Here is a 17,451-nt window from a genome sequence, read left to right on the forward strand (position 1 = left end):
GATGCAACCTGAACAGCATGCTTCCGACGTCCCGGGGCCCATCCTGCCGACGCTGGCTTCCACTCATCTCACCGATGGCTTTGTCCGGGTGCGCGGCGCCCGGGAAAACAACCTGCGCAACGTTGATGTGAATGTCCCCCGCGATGCCATCGTGGCGTTCACCGGAGTATCCGGTTCGGGCAAGTCTTCCCTGGCCTTCGGCACCATCTATGCCGAAGCCCAGAGGCGCTACTTCGAATCGGTGGCGCCGTACGCCCGCCGGCTCATTCAGCAGGGGCACAACCCTAAAGTGGAAGAGATTACGGGTCTGCCTCCGGCGGTGGCGCTTCAACAGCGTCGCGGCGCACAGAGCAGCCGCTCCACTGTCGGCACGGTCACAACACTGTCCAACTCCATGCGTATGCTCTTTTCCCGGGCGGGCACTTATCCGGAGGGTGCCGGGCAACTTGACTCGGATGCCTTCTCCCCAAACACCGCGGCAGGCGCCTGTCCGGAATGCCACGGCCTGGGCATAGCGCACACCGTCAGCGAGACCTCCCTGGTACCTGATCCTTCGCTCAGCATCCGCGATGGAGCAATCGCCGCATGGCCGGGAGCTTGGCAGGGCAAGAACCTGCGTGACATCCTCGCCCACCTCGGTTATGACGTCGCAACTCCCTGGCAGAAGCTGCCGAAAAAGGACCGGGACTGGATTCTTTTCACCGAGGAGCAGCCCGTGGTGGAAGTGACTCCCGAACGCGATCGCGTTGCGAAGCCGTACAAGGGCCGGTTCTGGAGCGCCCGGAGCTACGTTCTGCACACCCTGGCCGACTCAAAAAGCGCCACCATGCGCAACCGCGTGCTGCAGTTCATGCACACCGGAGCATGCTCGCGCTGCGGCGGCAGCGGGCTCAGGCCCGAGGCCATCGCCGTGAAATTCGCCGGGAAGACCATTGCCGAGCTCAACGCCGTCCCGTTAGCCGAACTGGCCGACATCATCCGGCCTACCGCGGAACTCACGTCAGCCGGGACAGCCTCGCGCAGACAGACCTCAGGAGAAAACGATGAGGTGGCCGTTGCCCTGACCAGGGATCTGCTGGTTCGGATCACAGTACTCCTGGACCTGGGACTGGGTTACCTGGCACTCGGCCGCGCCACCCCCACGTTATCCCCAGGGGAAATGCAGCGCCTCCGGATTGCCACCCAACTTCGGTCCGGCTTGTTTGGTGTCATTTACGTGCTGGACGAGCCCTCGGCAGGGCTCCACCCTGCCGACGCCGAACCACTCCTCGCGGTGCTGGACCAACTCAGGGTGTCCGGCAACTCAGTGTTCGTCGTGGAGCACAACATGGATGTGGTGCACCGCGCGGACTGGATAGTGGACGTGGGACCGCACGCCGGCGAAGGCGGCGGAGAGGTGCTCTACAGCGGACCCGTAGAGGGCCTCCGCGAGGTTCCCTCTTCGGTAACGAGGCCTTTCCTGTTTCCGCAGAGTTCCGGCGGGCCAGACGGCGGCAGTCCAACCGTCGATGATGGAGATGCTCGGGGCGGTGCGAGCCGGGAAGCCACCGGCTGGCTCGAACTAAGAGACATCAGCCGGCACAACCTGCGGAACCTCGATGTGGACTTCCCACTGGGAGTACTGACGGCAGTGACCGGAGTATCCGGCTCCGGCAAATCGACTCTGGTCAGCCAGGTTCTCGCCGAGGTTGTCAGTGAACGGTTACACCCTCAGGGCGCGATGCAGGAAGACACTGAGCCGGAAATCCACGATGGCACGGCCGCTCCGCTCGGCAGGTTGTTGAGGAGGGGGTCTGTTCCAGGGGTGAACCACCTTGACCGGCTGGTGAAGGTGGACCAGAAGCCGATCGGCCGGACTCCCCGCTCCAACCTCGCGACCTATACCGGGCTCTTCGACGCCGTGCGGAAAGAGTTTGCCGCCACAGACGAGGCCCGGTCCCGGAGTTTCGGCCCAGGACGGTTCTCCTTCAATGTGGCAGGAGGTCGATGCGAAATCTGCCAAGGGGAGGGGTTCGTCGCGGTGGAGCTGCTGTTCCTGCCCGGGAGCTATGGGCCCTGCCCTGAGTGTCATGGCTCGCGGTTCAACCCCGAAACTCTTGAGGTTGAATACCGCGGCCGGAACGTCGCTGAAGTTTTGGGAATGACGGTGAGCGCTGCCGCAGAGTTCCTCGCCGACGTACCCGCAGCAGCGCGCAGCCTTAAGACCTTGCAGGAAGTGGGCCTGGGCTATCTCCGGCTCGGTCAACCCGCGACGGAACTGTCCGGAGGCGAGGCTCAACGCATCAAGTTGGCCACCGAGATGCAGCGCGCCCAGCGAGGTCACACTCTGTACCTGCTGGATGAGCCGACGACGGGACTGCACCCGGCCGACGTCAAGCTGCTGATGACGCAGCTGCACGGGCTGGTCGACGCCGGCAATACAGTGATCGTCGTTGAACACAAGATGGATGTCGTAGCTTCAGCTGACTGGGTGATCGATCTGGGGCCCGCCGGTGGAGACGGCGGCGGGAAGATCATGGCCGTCGGTACCCCTGACGTGGTCGCGCGCTCCGCGGAGAGCCGGACTGCTTCCTACCTCGCTGTGGCGTGCCAGGTCGGAGAGGCAGCCCGGCCACACGCCGCACATGTCTCCTGAGGCTGCTCCTCGCGTCGGCGGACCGGGCGTTCAACGGGGCGGGCTGAGCTTCAACCCGAGTCCCGGCTGCCCGGTCACCGTGAGTCCCGCTTCCGTAATGCTCACCGGCGACGGGCCGGCGAGGATACCCATCTCAGCCAGGCTCGCGCCGTCGACCGCTTCCACCCACGCCGTCTCAGCCAGGGTGGAGGCCAGCTGCCCGGACAGTTCCGGTAGCAGGTGCGGGGCCACAGCGATGCTGTTGGCGCGCGCTAATTCGACGATCCGCCGAAACGGGGTAATCCCACCGACGCGGACGATGTTGGGCTGGATGATGTCCACTGCATCTGCCTCGATGAAGTCCCGGAACCTGTAGATGGTGTGGACGTTCTCGCCAAGCGCGATCGGCACTGATGTGGAGCGCCGCAGCCGCCGGTAGGCAGACAGGTCATCGGCACGGATTGGCTCTTCGAGCCAGTGCAGCCCGTACTCACCCAGCCGTTCCAGGGCGCGCAAGGTAGTTGGCAGGTCCCACCGCTGGTTGGCATCGATCATCAGCGCACGGTCGGGGCCAATAACCTGCCGGACAGCGGCGATCCGCTCCGCATCCTCGCGCAGGTCCGGCTTGCCCACCTTGACCTTCACGGCCTGCCGGCCCTCCGCAATCCAGCGCTGCGCCTGTTCGACCAGCTCATCCAGGCGGTAGTGCAGGTTCACTCCGGACCCGTAGACGGGCACGGTCTCACGACGCCGGCCCAACAGGTCCGGCACGGAACATCCCGCTTGCCGACCAGCCAGGTCCCAGAGCGCGAGGTCGACGCCGGCCATCGCGATAGTGGTCAGCCCGCCTCCGCCTGCTTCGTGGAGCCGGACCCACAGTGCGTCCCAGACTTCCTCGGCATTCGCGGGGAGTCCTGCGACAAATGGTGCGATGTCGTTCTCAAGGAGGGCCAGCACTGCCTGCGGCCCGATGGTCGGAGTCCACGCGAACCCGTGCCCGGTGCCGCCGTCATCGGTAGTTATTGTGGTCGCGATGAAGTGGTTCTCCAGCACGTCCGCGCCCCACGGCCGCTGCAACGGCACGGTGATCAGCCGGGCGGAGAGCCCGACAATCTTCGGGGTCATGTGCGGGCGGGGCTGATACCGCTGACCAGTTCGTGGCCAGCCGCAAGGATGCTCTTGAGCTCCACCAGCTGGCTCTCGCTCGGATCGACCAGTGGCGGGCGGACGGAGCCGACGTCGAGCCCGTCCAGGCGAAGCCCGGCCTTGATGAGCGACACCCCGAAGCCGGGAGTCTGGTCACGCAGGCGCACCAGCGGCCCGTAGAAACCTTCGAGCAGGCGGTGCCGGGTGGATTCGTCGTTGTCGATGTATGCCCGGTAGTAGGCGGTCGCGATTTCCGGTGCCATGGCGAAGGCCGCGGAGGAGTACAGGGGGATTCCCAGCCCGCGGTACGCCCCCTGGCTGAGTTCAGCCGTGAGCAGTCCGTTGAAGAACTGGAAGTCGGTTCGGCCCGTTGCGGCAACCGCAGAAACGATCTCCTGCGCGAGGCCGACGTCGCCAACGCCGTCCTTGAAGCCGATGACCTTGGGGTTCGCGGCCAGGCGGGCGACGGCGTCGGCTGTGAAGGAACCGTTGGCGCGGTGGTAGATGATGACCGGCAGCTTCGAGGCGGCCGCTATGTCTTCGACGTAGGCGACCAGGCCGTCCGTCGGCCCCTTGACGAGGTAGGGCGGCAGCACGAGCAACGCATCCGCCCCTGCCTGCTCAGCGGCCTTCGCCGCTGCCCGCGCATGGCCGAGCGGCCCGCCTGCACCGGCGATCACCGGGACCTGACCGTTGACGGCGCTCACAGTCGTACTGACGACGGCGGCAACCTCCTCGATGCCGAGGGCATGAAACTCACCGGTGCCGCAGGCGGGGAACACTCCTCCCGGGTGGAAGTCCAGGCGGGACACGACGTGCTCGCGCAGTAGCGCGGTGTCCACCTCTCCTGACCGCGAGAAGGGCGTGACGGGGAAAAACAGCACTCCATTGAACTGCATGACTTACCTGGCTTCCTGGGTTGCGGCGGCTAGCTCCTGCGCTTCGTGTAGTTCGGTGCGCCAGCTTCGCTTCGGTTCCCAGCCGAGCAGCCTGCGCGCCTTCCCGATCGAGAAAGCCGGGCTTGATCCGGCCAGCTTTCCGGCAAGCGCACCGGCTTCCGGGAGATAGCGTGGGATGAGGACCGAAAGCGGCTCGCGGGCGAGTGCATCTGCAGCTCCCACGAAGAAGGTCTCCGCGTTGGGGATCCGGTCCATCGATTGCAGCAGCACGTCGAGGAAGTCCGCGACATCGCGGGCGTCCACGTAGTTGAAGATGGCCGGCGCGGCGAGCGCCGGGTCATCAAGGCGTTCGACGACGGTGTGCCCCTGCTGGGTCGGCGCGCCAGCCCACTCCTCAGGAGAGATGACATAGCAGGGCCGGAACGCGGCGTAGCGGATGGTCTCACCCTGTGCCGCGGCGAACATGCGCATGGTCTGCTCGGCGAGCAGCTTGGACAGGGCGTACGCGTTCCAGGGCTTCGGCGTGGTGTCTTCGTCCAGCGGGAACGCTTCGGGCACCCACCCGGCCGGCGATCCGTAGCCGAGCACCGTTGGGCTCGACGCCGTGATGATTCGGCCAACCCCGGCGTCCGTAGCTGCCCCCATCACCTGGAACGCCAACTGGCTGTTGGTCTGCAGGATCACGTCCTCGGGTGCGCTGAACGGAACGGCAATCGCGGCGAGGTGGATGACGGCGTCGGGCAGGTGCTGCTCGATGACGCGTCGTGCCTCACCGGCAGCTAACAGATCCGCGGGCGCCTGCCTGATACTGGCCGGGAACACGCCGTCGGGGACCGGCACGCGGTCCACTGAAACGACGTCGTACCCTGCTTCCGCCAGGCCGGTCACCACGCTGCGGCCCAGCCTGCCGGAACCGCCCGTGACGAGCACCGTGGTCTGCGCGCGCTCAGCCACGGCGCGCCTGCCCGTCCTGGTTGCGGTCGGCGGCGAGGTCAGCGCCGAGGTCCAGTTCGCTGATGCGCACGGGCAGCTCCGACTCAAGAGAAGCGTTGCCCGCGATCCCCACGGCGACCGCGCGCAGCCCGTCAAGGTAGCCCGATGGCCGTCCCAGCGGATCCACTCCGGGACCTTCAAACAGATCGGTGAGCAGCAGGGCGTCTCCGCCACCGTGGCCGCCGTCCCCGTTGATGATCGGCACGTCGACGGCGCGTTCCCAGTGCCGCTGGAGGGTGAGGCGTTCACCGTTGACACGGACGGCGTCGTCCTCGTTTATGGGAGTTGCGCTGGGATCCACCACGTTCTTCTGGTCGGTGCTGTCGGACACCGCAGCCCGCTCCACGACCTCAAGCTCCGCGCGGCCCAAGGTCCCATTGACCGCGACCCGGTAGCCCTCCCACGGGCTGTGGGCGTTGAGCGAGTAGCTCAGCGTGGGCCCGGACCGGTAGTCAACGACGAGGGCGAGGTTGTCCTCGATGGTAATGCCGGCGGCAAAGACGTCCTGGTCGCGCTGATACCCGTCGTGGTGTTCGTTGGCGTAGTAGAGGGCGTTCAGGCGTTCGTCCTCCCGGAGGTCCAGGGCGAACGGGTCTCCGGCGGATTCGTCGTTGGTACCGCGCCCGGGCCGGTTGGTGAGCCCGCGTCCGGCTGCGTTCCGGTCCCCGTAGAAGCGCAGCGCGCCGCTCGCAAAGACGCGCTCGGGGACGTCGTCGATCCACCAGTTCACCAAGTCGAAGTGATGCGACGCCTTGTGGATAAGAAGCCCGCCGGAGTTGTCCTTCTCGCGGTGCCAGCGCCGGAAGTAGTCGGCCCCGTGGACCGTGTCCAGCATCCAGCTGAAGTCGATGGAGGTGACTTCCCCGATTGCACCGCTCTGGATGATCTCCTTGAGCGCGCTGTTCCGGGGAGAGTAGCGGTAATTGAAGGTTACGACGACGTCGCGTCCGGTGCGCTCGATCGCGTCGCAGATCCGGCGGCAGCCCTCGGCATTGATGGTGAGCGGCTTCTCGACGACGACGTCGGCTCCAGCTTCCAGCGCTTCGACGATGTAGTCGGCGTGGGTGTAATCGGGGGTTGTGACTATGACGCGGCCAATGCTGTTCTCGCGGATGAACGCGGTGAGCTCCTCTGGATGGAACTGCTGGATCTCCGTCCCCGGAGAGAGTTCAGCAGCTACCCCGAGGTAGAACTCAACCCGCCCCGGATTAGTGTCGCTGATGGCCACCAGTTCAGCAGAGGACGCGTGGTCGCCGAGGGCAGCGCGCACGTACATCTCGGCGCGGGATCCCGTGCCGACCAGCGCTATGCGGGTGCGCTCGCGGCCAGGAATCTGTTGGTCTGCGGTCTGGGTATGCGGGGCGGTGCTCATGGAACTCCTTCAGTCACCGGCATCGGCGATGATGCGACACCGCGATTGCGAGAAAACGTTTTCTGGAAAGGTTATATGCTTTCTATCAACACACAGGTGCGCCCGTCAACCGTTTCCCGCCGGAGCACCGATTCGAGAGCCGTAAGGATCCCATGGCCAGGAAAGCAGCCAACCGCAGGGTAGGCATCACAGACGTAGCCCAGCGTGCGGGAGTTTCGCTCGCCTCGGTTTCGCGTGTCATGAACGGCAACTTCACGGTGGACCCTGATATTGCCGCCCGGGTGCGGGCTGCAGCTGCGGAGTTGAACTACCAGCCGAACGCTGTGGGCCGCAGCCTCGCACTGGGCAAAACAGACACAATCGGCGTCGTCGTACCGGACCTCGCCAACCCCACGTTCCAGGGGATGCTGCGCGGAGTCAGCCGTGCCGCTGCCCAGGACGGCTACCGGGTCCTGATCGCAGACTCGTCCGAAGTTTCCAGCGAGGAGTCGATCCTGGCGGGCGAAGCGCGGCGCCGGTGTGACGGCGTCGTGCTCTGTGCTCCGCGCATGAACGAGGCAGAGCTCGAGGCGCTCATGCCCTCGTTGCGCCCGCTGGTCTTGATCAACCGCTCGACGGCGGACACCGACACTCCCAGCCTCGTGGTCGATTACGGGCAGGGCGTGCAGGATCTCGCCGTACACCTGGTGGAGCTCGGGCATGCCAAACTCGCGTACCTCACCGGACCCGAACGCAGTGCCGGAAACCGTGCGCGGCTGGAGGGGCTCGAGAAGTTCCGGCTGGATTATCCGGGCGTGGAATTGGCCGTAATCCCTGCAGGGTCAAGCTTCGAGGCTGGGCACACCTCAGTGGACGGTGTTCTCGCAACCGCCGCAACCGGCGTACTTGCATTCAACGACCTCGTGGGGATGGGGTTGTTGAGCGGGCTGCACGAACGCGGCATCGACGTTCCCGGCGAGATTTCCATCACCGGATTCGATGACATTCCCTTCGCCAGCTACACCACTCCGCCACTCACCACGGCGGCCGTGCCAATCAACGACGTCGGCGAACAGGCCTGGCATGAGATGCGGCGGCTCCTGAATGACGAGGACGCCCAACCAGAGCACACCACCTTCCAACCGGTGGTGATCCAGCGCGGGAGCACGGGTCCCGCGCGCGGGTAACGCTGACCCCGTAGAAAACAAATTCGGTTGACATCTGAGAAAACGTTTTCTAGGGTTGCTTGACCGGGGTCGGCCCCCGTCGGGGTGCCGACAAGAAAGCTTTCGAACCAATAGCTCAATCTCAATGAGGAGAATCTCAATGAGCCTGTTTCGTCCTGCCCTCACGCTGATATGCGCAGCAACACTCGTCTCAACGGCCGGTGCACCCGCCACTGCCCAACCCCCGTCACATGCGGCACACCCGGCACAAACTGCTTCCGTACCCCTTGAGCACCAGACCCTCCCTGCTAACGATGGTTGGGGTTCGTCCGGCGCCGGCACCAGCGGCGGCGCAGGAGCACCTGCCAAACGCACCTTCGACGTCTCCACCCGTGCGGAACTCAAAGCGGCCTTTGCGAGCGCCGGGAATGAGTCGAAGATCATCCGTGTCCACGGCGAACTGCTCGGCAACGCTGACGACGCCGGTAATCCGATTTCCTGTGAGCAGTACGCATCGGGTACCGGTTACTCGCTCGACGCCTACCTCGAAGCGTACGATCCCGCCACGTGGGGCTGGGACCGGGAGCCCGAGGGCGAACTGGAGGATGCCCGCAATCGGGCGGCCCAGAAGCAGCGGGCAACCATGCTCGTTGATGTGCCGAGCAACACCACCATCGTGGGCGCCTCACCCGATTCGACCCTCAACGGACTCTCACTGCGCATCAACGGTTCCAGCAATGTCATTGTGCGGAACCTGCACCACAAGGGCGTCATCGACTGCTTCCCGCAGTGGGATCCCACCGACGGCAGTTCCGGAAACTGGAACAGCGAGTATGACATGGTCCAGATCGTCAACCGCGCCGCGAACATCTGGATGGACCACAACCACTACACGGATGATCCGTTCTTCGATGACGAGGCACCGACGTACTTCGGTCGGTCCTACCAGCAGCACGACGGCGCGATCGACATCACCAACGGCTCCGACCTTGTCACCGTCTCCTACAACCGTTTCGCAGACCGTGACAAGCTCATGCTTATCGGTTCCACGGACTCACCCGGGCGCGGGGACCCAGGAAAACTTCGGGTAACCCTGCATCACAACGAGTTCGTCAACGTCGGGCAGCGGGCACCCCGCCTGCGCTACGGGCAGGTTGACGTGTACAACAACCACTACGTGGCCAATGAACAGTCGAGGATTCCCTACCAGTACAGCCTCGGCGTCGGCGTGCAGTCCCACATCTGGGCCGAAGCAAACGCGTTCAGCCTGACACCGGACGTTGACCCGGCGGACATCATTGCCCACTGGAAGGGCACCATGATCGCGACGATCGACAACACCGTGAACGGCCACGTGCTCGATCTGCGCGCGGCATACAACGCCAGTGCGCCTGCGGACAAGCAGCTCGCCGAGGACACCACCTGGCGGCCGGTGCTGCGTACACAGATCCATCCAGCCCAGGCGGTGCCAGCGATCCTCAAGGGCAATGTTGGGCCGGTCTTCACCGCGGGAGGTGCGAAATGAAGGTCGAGCAATCCATTAAACGACGAACCGTTCTGACTGGAATCACGGGCGCAGCCGGTTGGCTAGCGCTGGGTACCAATCCAGCGTCCGCTTCAAACCTTGGGGCTGAGGGCCTTCGTTCAACAGGGAAACCAGCAATCTACGTGGTGGGAGATTCAACTGCTTCGACCTATGCTCATCGTGAACTGCCGAGGGCAGGCTGGGCGCAGGCCCTCCCCCTCGCACTCTCATCCGGAAACCGGGTGGTGAACCGTGCACTGTCAGGCGCTTCATCGAAGAGTTTCACGGACTCGGGACTGGCCGCCGAGACGCACGCGATGTTGCGTGCGGGAGATTACCTGCTGATTTCGTTCGGTCACAACGATCAAAAGACATCTGATCCCGCACGGGGTACTCATCCACAGACCACCTACAAGGAATATCTCACGGGTTTCATTCGTGGCGCGCAAGCCGCAGGAGCGCACCCGATCCTGGTTACCCCCGTGGAGCGCCGACGCTTCGACAGCGCGGGAAACGCTAGGGAATCTCACGGGGAATACCCCGCGGCGATGAGGGAACTGGCAGCCGCTACCACCACACCCTTGATTGATCTGACGCGCACGTCGCTCAATCTGTGGCAGGAATTAGGGCCCAAGGCAACCGAAGGCATGTTCCTCTACACCACCCCTGGGGAATTCACTCAGTATCCAGAGGGCGTACAGGACAACACCCATTTCAGGGCGGAGGGGGCGCTTGCTGTCGCACACCTCGTGGTTCACGGTCTCCAGGACCTCGGCGTCACCGCTTTGGATCCCAAATCTGCCGACTTGTCGGGTGAGAGCCTGCTGACTGCAATGTACTGGCCATTGGAGCGCCCAGTCGACAAGCCGGTTGTACTCGAAGTGGGCCCGGACCGTCAGTTCAAATCAGTGCAAGCTGCGGTCGATGCTGTGCCCGATAACGCCGAGGTGCGTCACGAGATCCGGATTGCACCTGGGCACTACCGGGAGCTGATCCTCGTAGCGCGAACCAAGGCGCGCATCAGCTTCGTGGGCATGGGAGCCTCCTCACGTGATGTCGTTCTGGTCTACAACAATGCGTCAGGCACACAGAAACCGGACGGATCCGGCACTTATGGAACCAGCGGGAGTGCTTCAACAAGACTCGACGCCGCCGATTTCCAAGCCAGGAACCTCACCTTCAGCAATGACTTCGATGAAGTGGCAAATGGTCAGATCAGCAACCGACAGGCCGTCGCCGTGCACGTGACCGGTGACCGCTGCATTTTCGAGAATGTACGCATACTTGGGAATCAGGACTCGCTGCTCGTCAACACTCCGAACGCTCAAACCGTGGCACGCCACTTCTTCGTCGATACGTACCTGGAAGGCGACGTTGACTTCATCTTCGGGCGGGCAACCGCAGTATTCCAGCGTTGTTCGATCAGGTCTCTGGATCGGGGCTCGTCCTCGAATAATGGCTACGTCACAGCGGGGAGCATCAACCAGCGGTTCCAGTACGGGTACTTGTTTGAAGACTGTCGCTTTGAATCAAGCGCCGCACGGGGCACCGTGCACCTCGGGCGGCCGTGGCATCCCGGTGGTGATCCCACGGCCACAGCCCAGGTGCTGGTCCGGAACAGTTATCTTGGCCAGCACATCAAATCGTCGCCCTGGACCGACATGAGCGGGTTCTCCTGGAAGGACGCCCGCTTCCATGAGTTCCACAACAGCGGGCCGGGGTCGGCGCGCTCCGCTGACCGTCCACAAATGACCAGTGCCCAAGCGGCGAGTTTCAGCGCAAGTCACTATCTCCGCGGGGCAGACTGGTGGCAACCGCAGTTGGCAGGCGGCAGGTCAGATACAACTGTCTGAGACCCCTGGTGTGGCGGTCGATAGTTGCGCCGATTACAAAGCTGCCTTATTGTTTCCGGGGATCACTCACAATTGGAGGCAAACATGGCCATTATTGGTTTTCTTATCGCAGGACTCATCATCGGCGCACTCGCGCGGCTCATCAAGCCGGGCAAGCAGAACCTGGGTTGGATCGCTACCCTGCTGCTCGGCGTCGCAGGCTCGCTGATCGGCGGGATCGTCGCCAGCGCCATCGGAACCGGAGACATCTTCGAGCTCAACATCATCGGGTTCATCGTCGCGGTGATCGCCGCGGTGCTGCTGATCGGTGTTGCTGAGTCGCTGACCGGCCGGAAGAACCGTAGCGTTCGCCGCTAAACAGCGCTCCTGCGGCACACAGCCGTAAAAACGGCCCTTACGTGCAGGCCTGCCGGTTCGAACCGGCAGCTCTTCATGTAGGGGCCGTTTCTCTGTCCACGGAGTGCTTGAACCTGAAATAGTCAGTAGGCTGCATATTTTCAGCCCGCGCACAGGTGATTTCTGTAAGATTGGGGAATCGACGGGACTATGGGGACCCTCCGCGGCTGGGAAGTCGGATCTCGACCTCAGGGAATTTCATGACTATCACCGCACCCGCCCGGGTAGTTCGCGTCGCCAAACCGAACGACGTCGTTGCCTCCTACGCGACGCTTCTCAAGGAAGTCCGCAAGGAAGGCCTGCTGACCCGCCGTCGCCGGTTCTACATTTCCGTCATGGCCCTCCTGGCCCTGGCCATGGGCGCCGCCTGGACCGGCTTCGCACTCCTCGGTGACACCTGGTTCCAGTTGCTCATCGCGGCGGTGCTCGGCATCGTTTTCACGCAGATCGCGTTCCTGGCCCACGAAGCTTCCCACCGCCAGATCTTCGCCTCCCGCGGCGCCAATGACTGGTCCGGCCGCATCCTGGCTGCCGGCGTCGTCGGAATCAGTTACCAGTGGTGGATGAACAAGCACTCACGGCACCACAATGACCCGAACGTGGTGGGCAAAGACCCCGACATCGAGGTGGACACCATCTCCTTCCTCGAGGAAGACGCCGCGAAGGCCAAGGGCCTCCAGGCGTGGATCACCCGCCGCCAGGGCTACCTCTTCTTCCCGTTGCTCACCTTCGAGGGCCTGAACCTTCACGCGCGCTCCATTGCCACGCTTTTCCGCCCCGGTGCTATGAAGGGCCGCTATGTTGAGCTTGCCCTCCTCGCAGTGCGCTTCGGCCTGTACCTCGGTGTACTGTTCTACTTCCTGCCCGTCGGAATGGCATTCGCCTTCATCGGTGTGCAGATGGCAGTCTTCGGCATTTACATGGGCGCGTCCTTCGCTCCAAACCATAAGGGCATGCCCGTCATCCCGAAGGACAGCAAGCTGGATTTCTTCCAGAAGCAGGTCCTCACCTCACGCAACATCCGCGGAGGTAACTTCATCAACAATGCTTACGGCGGGCTGAACTTCCAGATTGAGCACCACCTCTTCCCGGACATGCCGCGCCCACACCTGCGCCGCGCTGCAGTGATCGTGCGCGAACACTGCGAGCGCCTGAAGGTCCCCTACACCGAGGTTGGTGTCGCGGCGTCGTACGGTGCAGTGGTTTCCTACCTGAACCGCGTAGGCCTCGCAGCCCGCGACCCCTTCGACTGCCCCATGGTCAACCGGTACAGGCGGCGGTAGTTCACCCTTGGTACGACGGCGGCCCTCACCTTCTCGGTGGGGGCCGCCGTTCAGTCCAGCTAACTTTGGGTCAGGCGTTCCAGAGCCCGTAGGAGTCGGCGAGCGAGGAAATCTTCTGCGCACGGGCCAACCGGGGAAGGTAGGAGCCGTCGCCCACCACAGAACCGGACGCATGCGCCTCAAGGAGTTCGTGTGCCCAGAGGATCTCCGACTCACTCGGCGAAAGGCCCATATTGATGGTGTCAGCGGCATCGGGCATCAGGCACAGCTTGCCCGTCATGCCCATGGACGCGGTCACCTTGCAGGCCTCCAGCAGATCATCGCCGAGTGCGCCGACGGTTGGCCCGTCGATCGGGCCGGGGAGCTGGCCCACGCGTGAGGCCACCACCAGCTTCGCCCGGGCATAGGCGAGCGCCATCGGGTCATCGGATGCCCCCGTGTCACGGCGGAAATCGCCGACGCCGAACGCCAGGCGGAACGTGCCCGGGGCGCTGGCTATCGCCGTCGCGTTCTCGATGCCGAGCGCCGACTCCACCAGCGCTAGCACCGGAGTTCCTGCCTGCAGGCGCATTGCCGTGTGGGTGACCTGCTCGGGTTTCTCGGTCATGGCGAGCATGACGCCGCGAAGGCCAGGAGCCTTGGACAGCGCGGCGAGGTCATCAGCCCAGTAGTCGGTTTCAATTCCATTGACCCGGACCCACGCCGTCATACCGTTCGAAAGCGCTTCGACCACGCGTTCACGAGCCTCAGGCTTGTGCTCCGCGGGAACGGCGTCCTCCATGTCAAACACCACGGAGTCAGCCTCCGAGGCAAGCGCCGGCGCGAAATTTGCCTCCGATGCCGCCGAAGCGAGCAACCAGGAACGGGACAATTTGGCGGGAAGCGCAGCAGCGCGACTATTTCGAAGTGGAGCCATACCTAGAACCTTACGCAACGGCCGTCGTCGTAATCCACCGGGCGGCCTTGCGAATCAGAGAACACTACGACCAAAACAGTGAAGTAGCCGTCAGGCTGCCACAGTCGTAAGCTTTTCGTAGATCGATAATTATCTTCCATCTAATGAAAGCGCCCACATGACTCTCTCCGTTGGACAGACCGCTCCCCTCTTCACGCTCCCCGATGCTGCCGGGAAGTCCGTCAGCCTGGCTGACTTTGAGGGTGACGGCGTCGTCGTGTACTTCTATCCAAAGGCGGAGACGCCCGGGTGCACCACCGAGGCATGTGATTTTCGGGATAATCTTGCGTCGCTCCAGGCCGCCGGGTTCAACGTCGTGGGAATCTCAGCCGATTCGCCCGAAGAGCTCACCGCCTTCGCCGACAATCACGAGCTCTCCTTCCCGCTGCTCTCCGATGCGGACAATGCTGTCGCGAAGGAGTGGGGTGCGTTCGGTGAGAAGCAGGTCAACGGTTCTACCGTCATCGGGATCATCCGGTCCACCGTTGTGGTTTCCCCGGACGGTACTGTGCAGCAGGCCGAGTATGGCGTCGATGCCAAGGGCCATGTGACGCGGCTCCGCGAACAGCTCGGCGTCGCGTAACCATAGGCAGCACATGCGAAAGGCCCTCCCTGGCTCAAGAGGGAGGGCCTTCCATGTTCCCGGACGGACGTGCTAGCACCCTTCCGGAGTCTTTGCTGGCATCGAGTCAGCAAAAATGACTGGATTCCCACAATTTTCCAGTCATTTCTGCTGACTCAATGCGTATTGTTACGCGGCTTGTTACGCGGCGCCGCGCTTGAGCAGGCGTCCGGTCGGCTTCTCGAGGTCCAGTGCCTCTCCGCGCAGGAATGTCGAACGCACGACGCCGGAAAGCGCCTTGCCCGCGTACGGCGAGATGGGGTTCTTGTGGTGGAGTTTCGCAACGTCCACCACGAACGTCTCGTCAGCAGCGAAGACTGAGAAATCGGCATCGTACCCAAGCGCAAGCGCACCCTTCCGCTGCAGCCGGGCGAGCTTCGCCGGGCGGGCCGACATCCACTCCACAACCTGCTCCAGAGAAATCCCGCGCTGCCGCGCCTCAGACCAGATCAGTGCCAGGCCCAGCTGCAGCGACGAAACACCTCCCCACGCGACGCCGAAGTCCCCGTTCTCCAGGTCCTTCAGATCCAGGGTGGACGGCGAATGGTCCGACACGATGCAGTCGATCGTCCCGTCGATCAGCCCTTCCCACAGCAGCTCCCGGTTCGAGGCCTCGCGGATCGGCGGGCAGCACTTGAACGCCGTCGCACCGTTTGGGATCTCCTCCGACAGCAGCGTGAGGTAGTGCGGGCACGTCTCGACGGTCAGCGAAACGCCGTCGCGCTTGGCGGTTGCGATCATGGGCAACGCGTCCGACGACGACAGGTGCAGAATGTGCGCCCGCGCGCCCGTCCAGCGGGCCCGTTCGATGACCTCAGCGATGGCCACGTTCTCCGCACCGCGGGGGCGGGAGGCGAGAAACTTCGAGTACTGGTCGCCCTCAGCAGATGGTGCCCGGTCGATGGCCCGGGAATCCTCCGCGTGGACGATCATGAGCGAGTCGAACGTCGCGAGTTCGGCCATGTCGGCTTCCATCTCGTCAGCCTCAAGGTGCGGAAACTCGTCCACGCCCGAGTGCAGCAGGAAGCACTTGAACCCGAACACGCCTTCGTCGTGCAGCGGACGTAGGTCGGCCTTGTTGCCCGGGATCGCGCCACCCCAGAACCCGACGTCGACAAACGCCTGGGTCTCCGCCGCCGCCCGCTTCTGATCCAGCGCGTCAACTGTGACCGTGGGCGGGATACTGTTCAGCGGCATGTCGATGATGGTGGTCACTCCCCCGGCAGCCGCAGCCTTCGTGGCGGACGCGAAGCCCTCCCACTCGGTGCGGCCAGGCTCGTTGACGTGCACGTGCGAGTCAACCAGCCCCGGGATCAGCGTCTCGTCAGGTCCGAGTTCGACGATGCGAGCGCCGTCGAGCCCGTTACCCAACGGCTCGAGCGCAACGATCACACCGTCGCGGACGCCCACCTCACGTGGTGCGATGCCCGCCGTCGTCATTACTCTCTCACCCCGGATCACGAGGTCATACGTATTTTCCGCTGAATAGTCCGTCACAGCTCAGTCATCCCCTGTCCGTTCCCACTCCAACGCCCAACTGCAGGGCAATGTCCCGCCCAACGCTGGTCAACAACTCGGCGGCATTCGCGATGCACTTGCTCACATCCGGCTCACGGTCCGTCAGCGCGTGCACGCCGGCAAATCCCGCACCGTTTGCCTGTTCAAGGGTCAGCGTAGTCCGTCCGCACACCGCAATCACGGGGAGGCTGCCAGCCGCATACGCAACTCCGAGCGGAGTCTTCCCGCCCAGGCTCTGCTCATCGAGGCTGCCTTCACCGGTGATCACCAGGTCTGCGCCCTTCAGCTTGTCCGCCAGGCCGGTGAGCTCGAGTACGACGTCGATGCCCGGCCTCCGCTGCGCGTCCAGTACCGCGAGGGCGGCGTAACCAACACCACCGGCAGCGCCCGCGCCGGGAGCTTCGGCCACAGCCCGCGCCCGCGGACCCAGTTCCTTCTCAAGCACCTCGACGAAGCGTGCGAGGGCGCTGTCGAGGTGCGCGACGTCGTCGGGCGTTGCTCCCTTTTGGGGGCCGAAGACTGCAGCGGCGCCGTTCGCGCCGAGGAGCGGGTTGTCGACGTCGGATGCCAGGGTGACCGTGGCCGTCGCCAGCCGCGGATCGAGCCCGGAAAGGTCGATCCAGGCGAGGTTAGCCAGGGCCGCGCCACCGCCCGGCAGAGGTGTGCCGGCGTCGTCAAGCAGCGCAGCGCCAAGCCCGACGATCATGCCCGCACCGCCGTCGGTGTTAGCACTGCCGCCAACGCCGAGGACGATGCTCGTGCAGCCACGGTCGAGGGCGAAGCCGATCAGCTCGCCTGTTCCCCGGCTCGAGGCCTCCCGCGCCTGACGCACGCCGCCGGGCAGCACCGCGAGACCGGAAGCGACCGCCATCTCAATGACCGCCGTCGAACCGCGGATCGCGATGGGTGCCTCGACTGGTTCGCCGGTGGGCCCGGAAACCGTGGTGACATGGCGTTCGAACCCGGCGGCGAAGGCAGCATCAAGCGTGCCTTCACCGCCGTCGGCTACCGGAACCTGGACGACGTCGAGACCTGGGTCCGCGCTATGCAAACCCCTGGCCAGCGCTGCGGCGACCTCGGGTGCGGACAGCGAGCCCTTGAACTTGTCCGGTGCGATAACAATTCGCATG

General features: G+C 64.1%; 14 protein-coding genes. 7 read left to right on the top strand and 7 right to left on the bottom strand.

Going from position 1 to position 17,451, the window contains the following annotated elements; all coding sequences use genetic code 11:
- Window position 1 precedes the first annotated feature (1 nt).
- On the top strand, window positions 2-2,635 hold the full coding sequence (locus ACWA1U_RS02430) for an excinuclease ABC subunit UvrA (RefSeq protein WP_463723755.1): 2,634 nt from the start codon (window positions 2-4) through the stop codon (window positions 2,633-2,635).
- A 30-nt stretch (window positions 2,636-2,665) separates the two neighbouring features.
- On the opposite strand, the gene ACWA1U_RS02435 is transcribed toward ACWA1U_RS02430, so the two are convergent.
- Genes ACWA1U_RS02435 through ACWA1U_RS02450 form a run of 4 tightly spaced genes read right to left on the bottom strand, consistent with a single transcriptional unit; the run spans window position 2,666 to window position 7,024 of the window.
- Window positions 2,666-3,739: a mandelate racemase/muconate lactonizing enzyme family protein gene (locus ACWA1U_RS02435; protein WP_463723756.1), complete on the bottom strand. Its 1,074-nt coding sequence runs from the start codon at window positions 3,737-3,739 to the stop codon at window positions 2,666-2,668.
- Window positions 3,736-4,659: a 5-dehydro-4-deoxyglucarate dehydratase gene (locus ACWA1U_RS02440; RefSeq protein ID WP_463723757.1), complete on the bottom strand. Its 924-nt coding sequence runs from the start codon at window positions 4,657-4,659 to the stop codon at window positions 3,736-3,738. Before ACWA1U_RS02440 ends, ACWA1U_RS02435 begins: the two co-directional genes overlap by 4 nt.
- A 3-nt stretch (window positions 4,660-4,662) precedes the next feature.
- On the bottom strand, window positions 4,663-5,613 hold the full coding sequence (locus ACWA1U_RS02445; RefSeq protein ID WP_463723758.1) for an NAD-dependent epimerase/dehydratase family protein: 951 nt from the start codon (window positions 5,611-5,613) through the stop codon (window positions 4,663-4,665).
- Window positions 5,606-7,024 carry a Gfo/Idh/MocA family protein gene (locus ACWA1U_RS02450; RefSeq protein WP_463723759.1) on the bottom strand — a complete coding sequence of 473 codons (1,419 nt, stop codon included), beginning with the start codon at window positions 7,022-7,024 and terminating at the stop codon, window positions 5,606-5,608. Before ACWA1U_RS02450 ends, ACWA1U_RS02445 begins: the two co-directional genes overlap by 8 nt.
- Window positions 7,025-7,176: 152 nt before the next feature.
- Here ACWA1U_RS02450 and ACWA1U_RS02455 point away from each other — a divergent pair, with 152 nt between their 5' ends.
- The 5 genes from ACWA1U_RS02455 to ACWA1U_RS02475 all read left to right on the top strand — a co-directional run bounded on the left by ACWA1U_RS02455 (window position 7,177) and on the right by ACWA1U_RS02475 (window position 13,226).
- Entirely contained in the window at window positions 7,177-8,190 is a 1,014-nt protein-coding gene (locus ACWA1U_RS02455; RefSeq protein ID WP_463723760.1) for a LacI family DNA-binding transcriptional regulator, read from the top strand.
- A gap of 139 nt (window positions 8,191-8,329) precedes the next feature.
- Window positions 8,330-9,694, top strand: a complete 1,365-nt coding sequence (locus tag ACWA1U_RS02460) for a pectate lyase family protein (protein ID WP_463723761.1) — start codon at window positions 8,330-8,332, stop codon at window positions 9,692-9,694.
- Complete coding sequence (locus ACWA1U_RS02465; RefSeq protein ID WP_463723762.1) at window positions 9,691-11,547, top strand: pectinesterase family protein; 1,857 nt, start codon at window positions 9,691-9,693, stop codon at window positions 11,545-11,547. Before ACWA1U_RS02460 ends, ACWA1U_RS02465 begins: the two co-directional genes overlap by 4 nt.
- Window positions 11,548-11,631: 84 nt before the next feature.
- On the top strand, window positions 11,632-11,904 hold the full coding sequence (locus tag ACWA1U_RS02470) for a GlsB/YeaQ/YmgE family stress response membrane protein (RefSeq protein ID WP_463723763.1): 273 nt from the start codon (window positions 11,632-11,634) through the stop codon (window positions 11,902-11,904).
- 239 nt (window positions 11,905-12,143) lie between these two features.
- Entirely contained in the window at window positions 12,144-13,226 is a 1,083-nt protein-coding gene (locus ACWA1U_RS02475; protein ID WP_463723764.1) for a fatty acid desaturase family protein, read from the top strand.
- Window positions 13,227-13,296: 70 nt separating this feature from the next.
- Here ACWA1U_RS02475 and ACWA1U_RS02480 read toward each other — a convergent pair whose 3' ends face one another.
- Window positions 13,297-14,142, bottom strand: a complete 846-nt coding sequence (locus ACWA1U_RS02480) for an HpcH/HpaI aldolase/citrate lyase family protein (RefSeq protein WP_463723765.1) — start codon at window positions 14,140-14,142, stop codon at window positions 13,297-13,299.
- Between the two features lie 157 nt (window positions 14,143-14,299).
- Here ACWA1U_RS02480 and bcp point away from each other — a divergent pair, with 157 nt between their 5' ends.
- Window positions 14,300-14,764 (top strand): thioredoxin-dependent thiol peroxidase, encoded by a 465-nt coding sequence (bcp, locus tag ACWA1U_RS02485; RefSeq protein ID WP_463723766.1) that lies wholly within the window; start codon window positions 14,300-14,302, stop codon window positions 14,762-14,764.
- 180 nt (window positions 14,765-14,944) lie between these two features.
- Here the strand turns inward: bcp and allB are convergent, their stop codons facing one another.
- Window positions 14,945-16,300, bottom strand: a complete 1,356-nt coding sequence (gene allB / locus ACWA1U_RS02490; RefSeq protein WP_463723767.1) for an allantoinase AllB — start codon at window positions 16,298-16,300, stop codon at window positions 14,945-14,947.
- Window positions 16,301-16,307: 7 nt separating this feature from the next.
- Window positions 16,308-17,450, bottom strand: a complete 1,143-nt coding sequence (locus tag ACWA1U_RS02495) for a glycerate kinase (protein ID WP_463723768.1) — start codon at window positions 17,448-17,450, stop codon at window positions 16,308-16,310.
- Window position 17,451: the final 1 nt, after the last annotated feature.

The organism is Arthrobacter sp. TRD_SC_6 (genome assembly GCF_055361185.1).

What these genes read in the sequence shown, in the direction of transcription:
- ACWA1U_RS02430 (WP_463723755.1), top strand. Translation starts at nt 2, where the DNA reads ATGCAACCTGAACAGCATGCTTCCGACGTCCCGGGGCCCATCCTGCCG.
- ACWA1U_RS02435 (WP_463723756.1), bottom strand. Translation starts at nt 3,739, where the DNA reads ATGACCCCGAAGATTGTCGGGCTCTCCGCCCGGCTGATCACCGTGCCG.
- ACWA1U_RS02440 (WP_463723757.1), bottom strand. Translation starts at nt 4,659, where the DNA reads ATGCAGTTCAATGGAGTGCTGTTTTTCCCCGTCACGCCCTTCTCGCGG.
- ACWA1U_RS02450 (WP_463723759.1), bottom strand. Translation starts at nt 7,024, where the DNA reads ATGAGCACCGCCCCGCATACCCAGACCGCAGACCAACAGATTCCTGGC.
- ACWA1U_RS02455 (WP_463723760.1), top strand. Translation starts at nt 7,177, where the DNA reads ATGGCCAGGAAAGCAGCCAACCGCAGGGTAGGCATCACAGACGTAGCC.
- ACWA1U_RS02460 (WP_463723761.1), top strand. Translation starts at nt 8,330, where the DNA reads ATGAGCCTGTTTCGTCCTGCCCTCACGCTGATATGCGCAGCAACACTC.
- ACWA1U_RS02465 (WP_463723762.1), top strand. Translation starts at nt 9,691, where the DNA reads ATGAAGGTCGAGCAATCCATTAAACGACGAACCGTTCTGACTGGAATC.
- ACWA1U_RS02470 (WP_463723763.1), top strand. Translation starts at nt 11,632, where the DNA reads ATGGCCATTATTGGTTTTCTTATCGCAGGACTCATCATCGGCGCACTC.
- ACWA1U_RS02475 (WP_463723764.1), top strand. Translation starts at nt 12,144, where the DNA reads ATGACTATCACCGCACCCGCCCGGGTAGTTCGCGTCGCCAAACCGAAC.
- ACWA1U_RS02480 (WP_463723765.1), bottom strand. Translation starts at nt 14,142, where the DNA reads ATGGCTCCACTTCGAAATAGTCGCGCTGCTGCGCTTCCCGCCAAATTG.
- bcp (WP_463723766.1), top strand. Translation starts at nt 14,300, where the DNA reads ATGACTCTCTCCGTTGGACAGACCGCTCCCCTCTTCACGCTCCCCGAT.
- ACWA1U_RS02495 (WP_463723768.1), bottom strand. Translation starts at nt 17,450, where the DNA reads ATGCGAATTGTTATCGCACCGGACAAGTTCAAGGGCTCGCTGTCCGCA.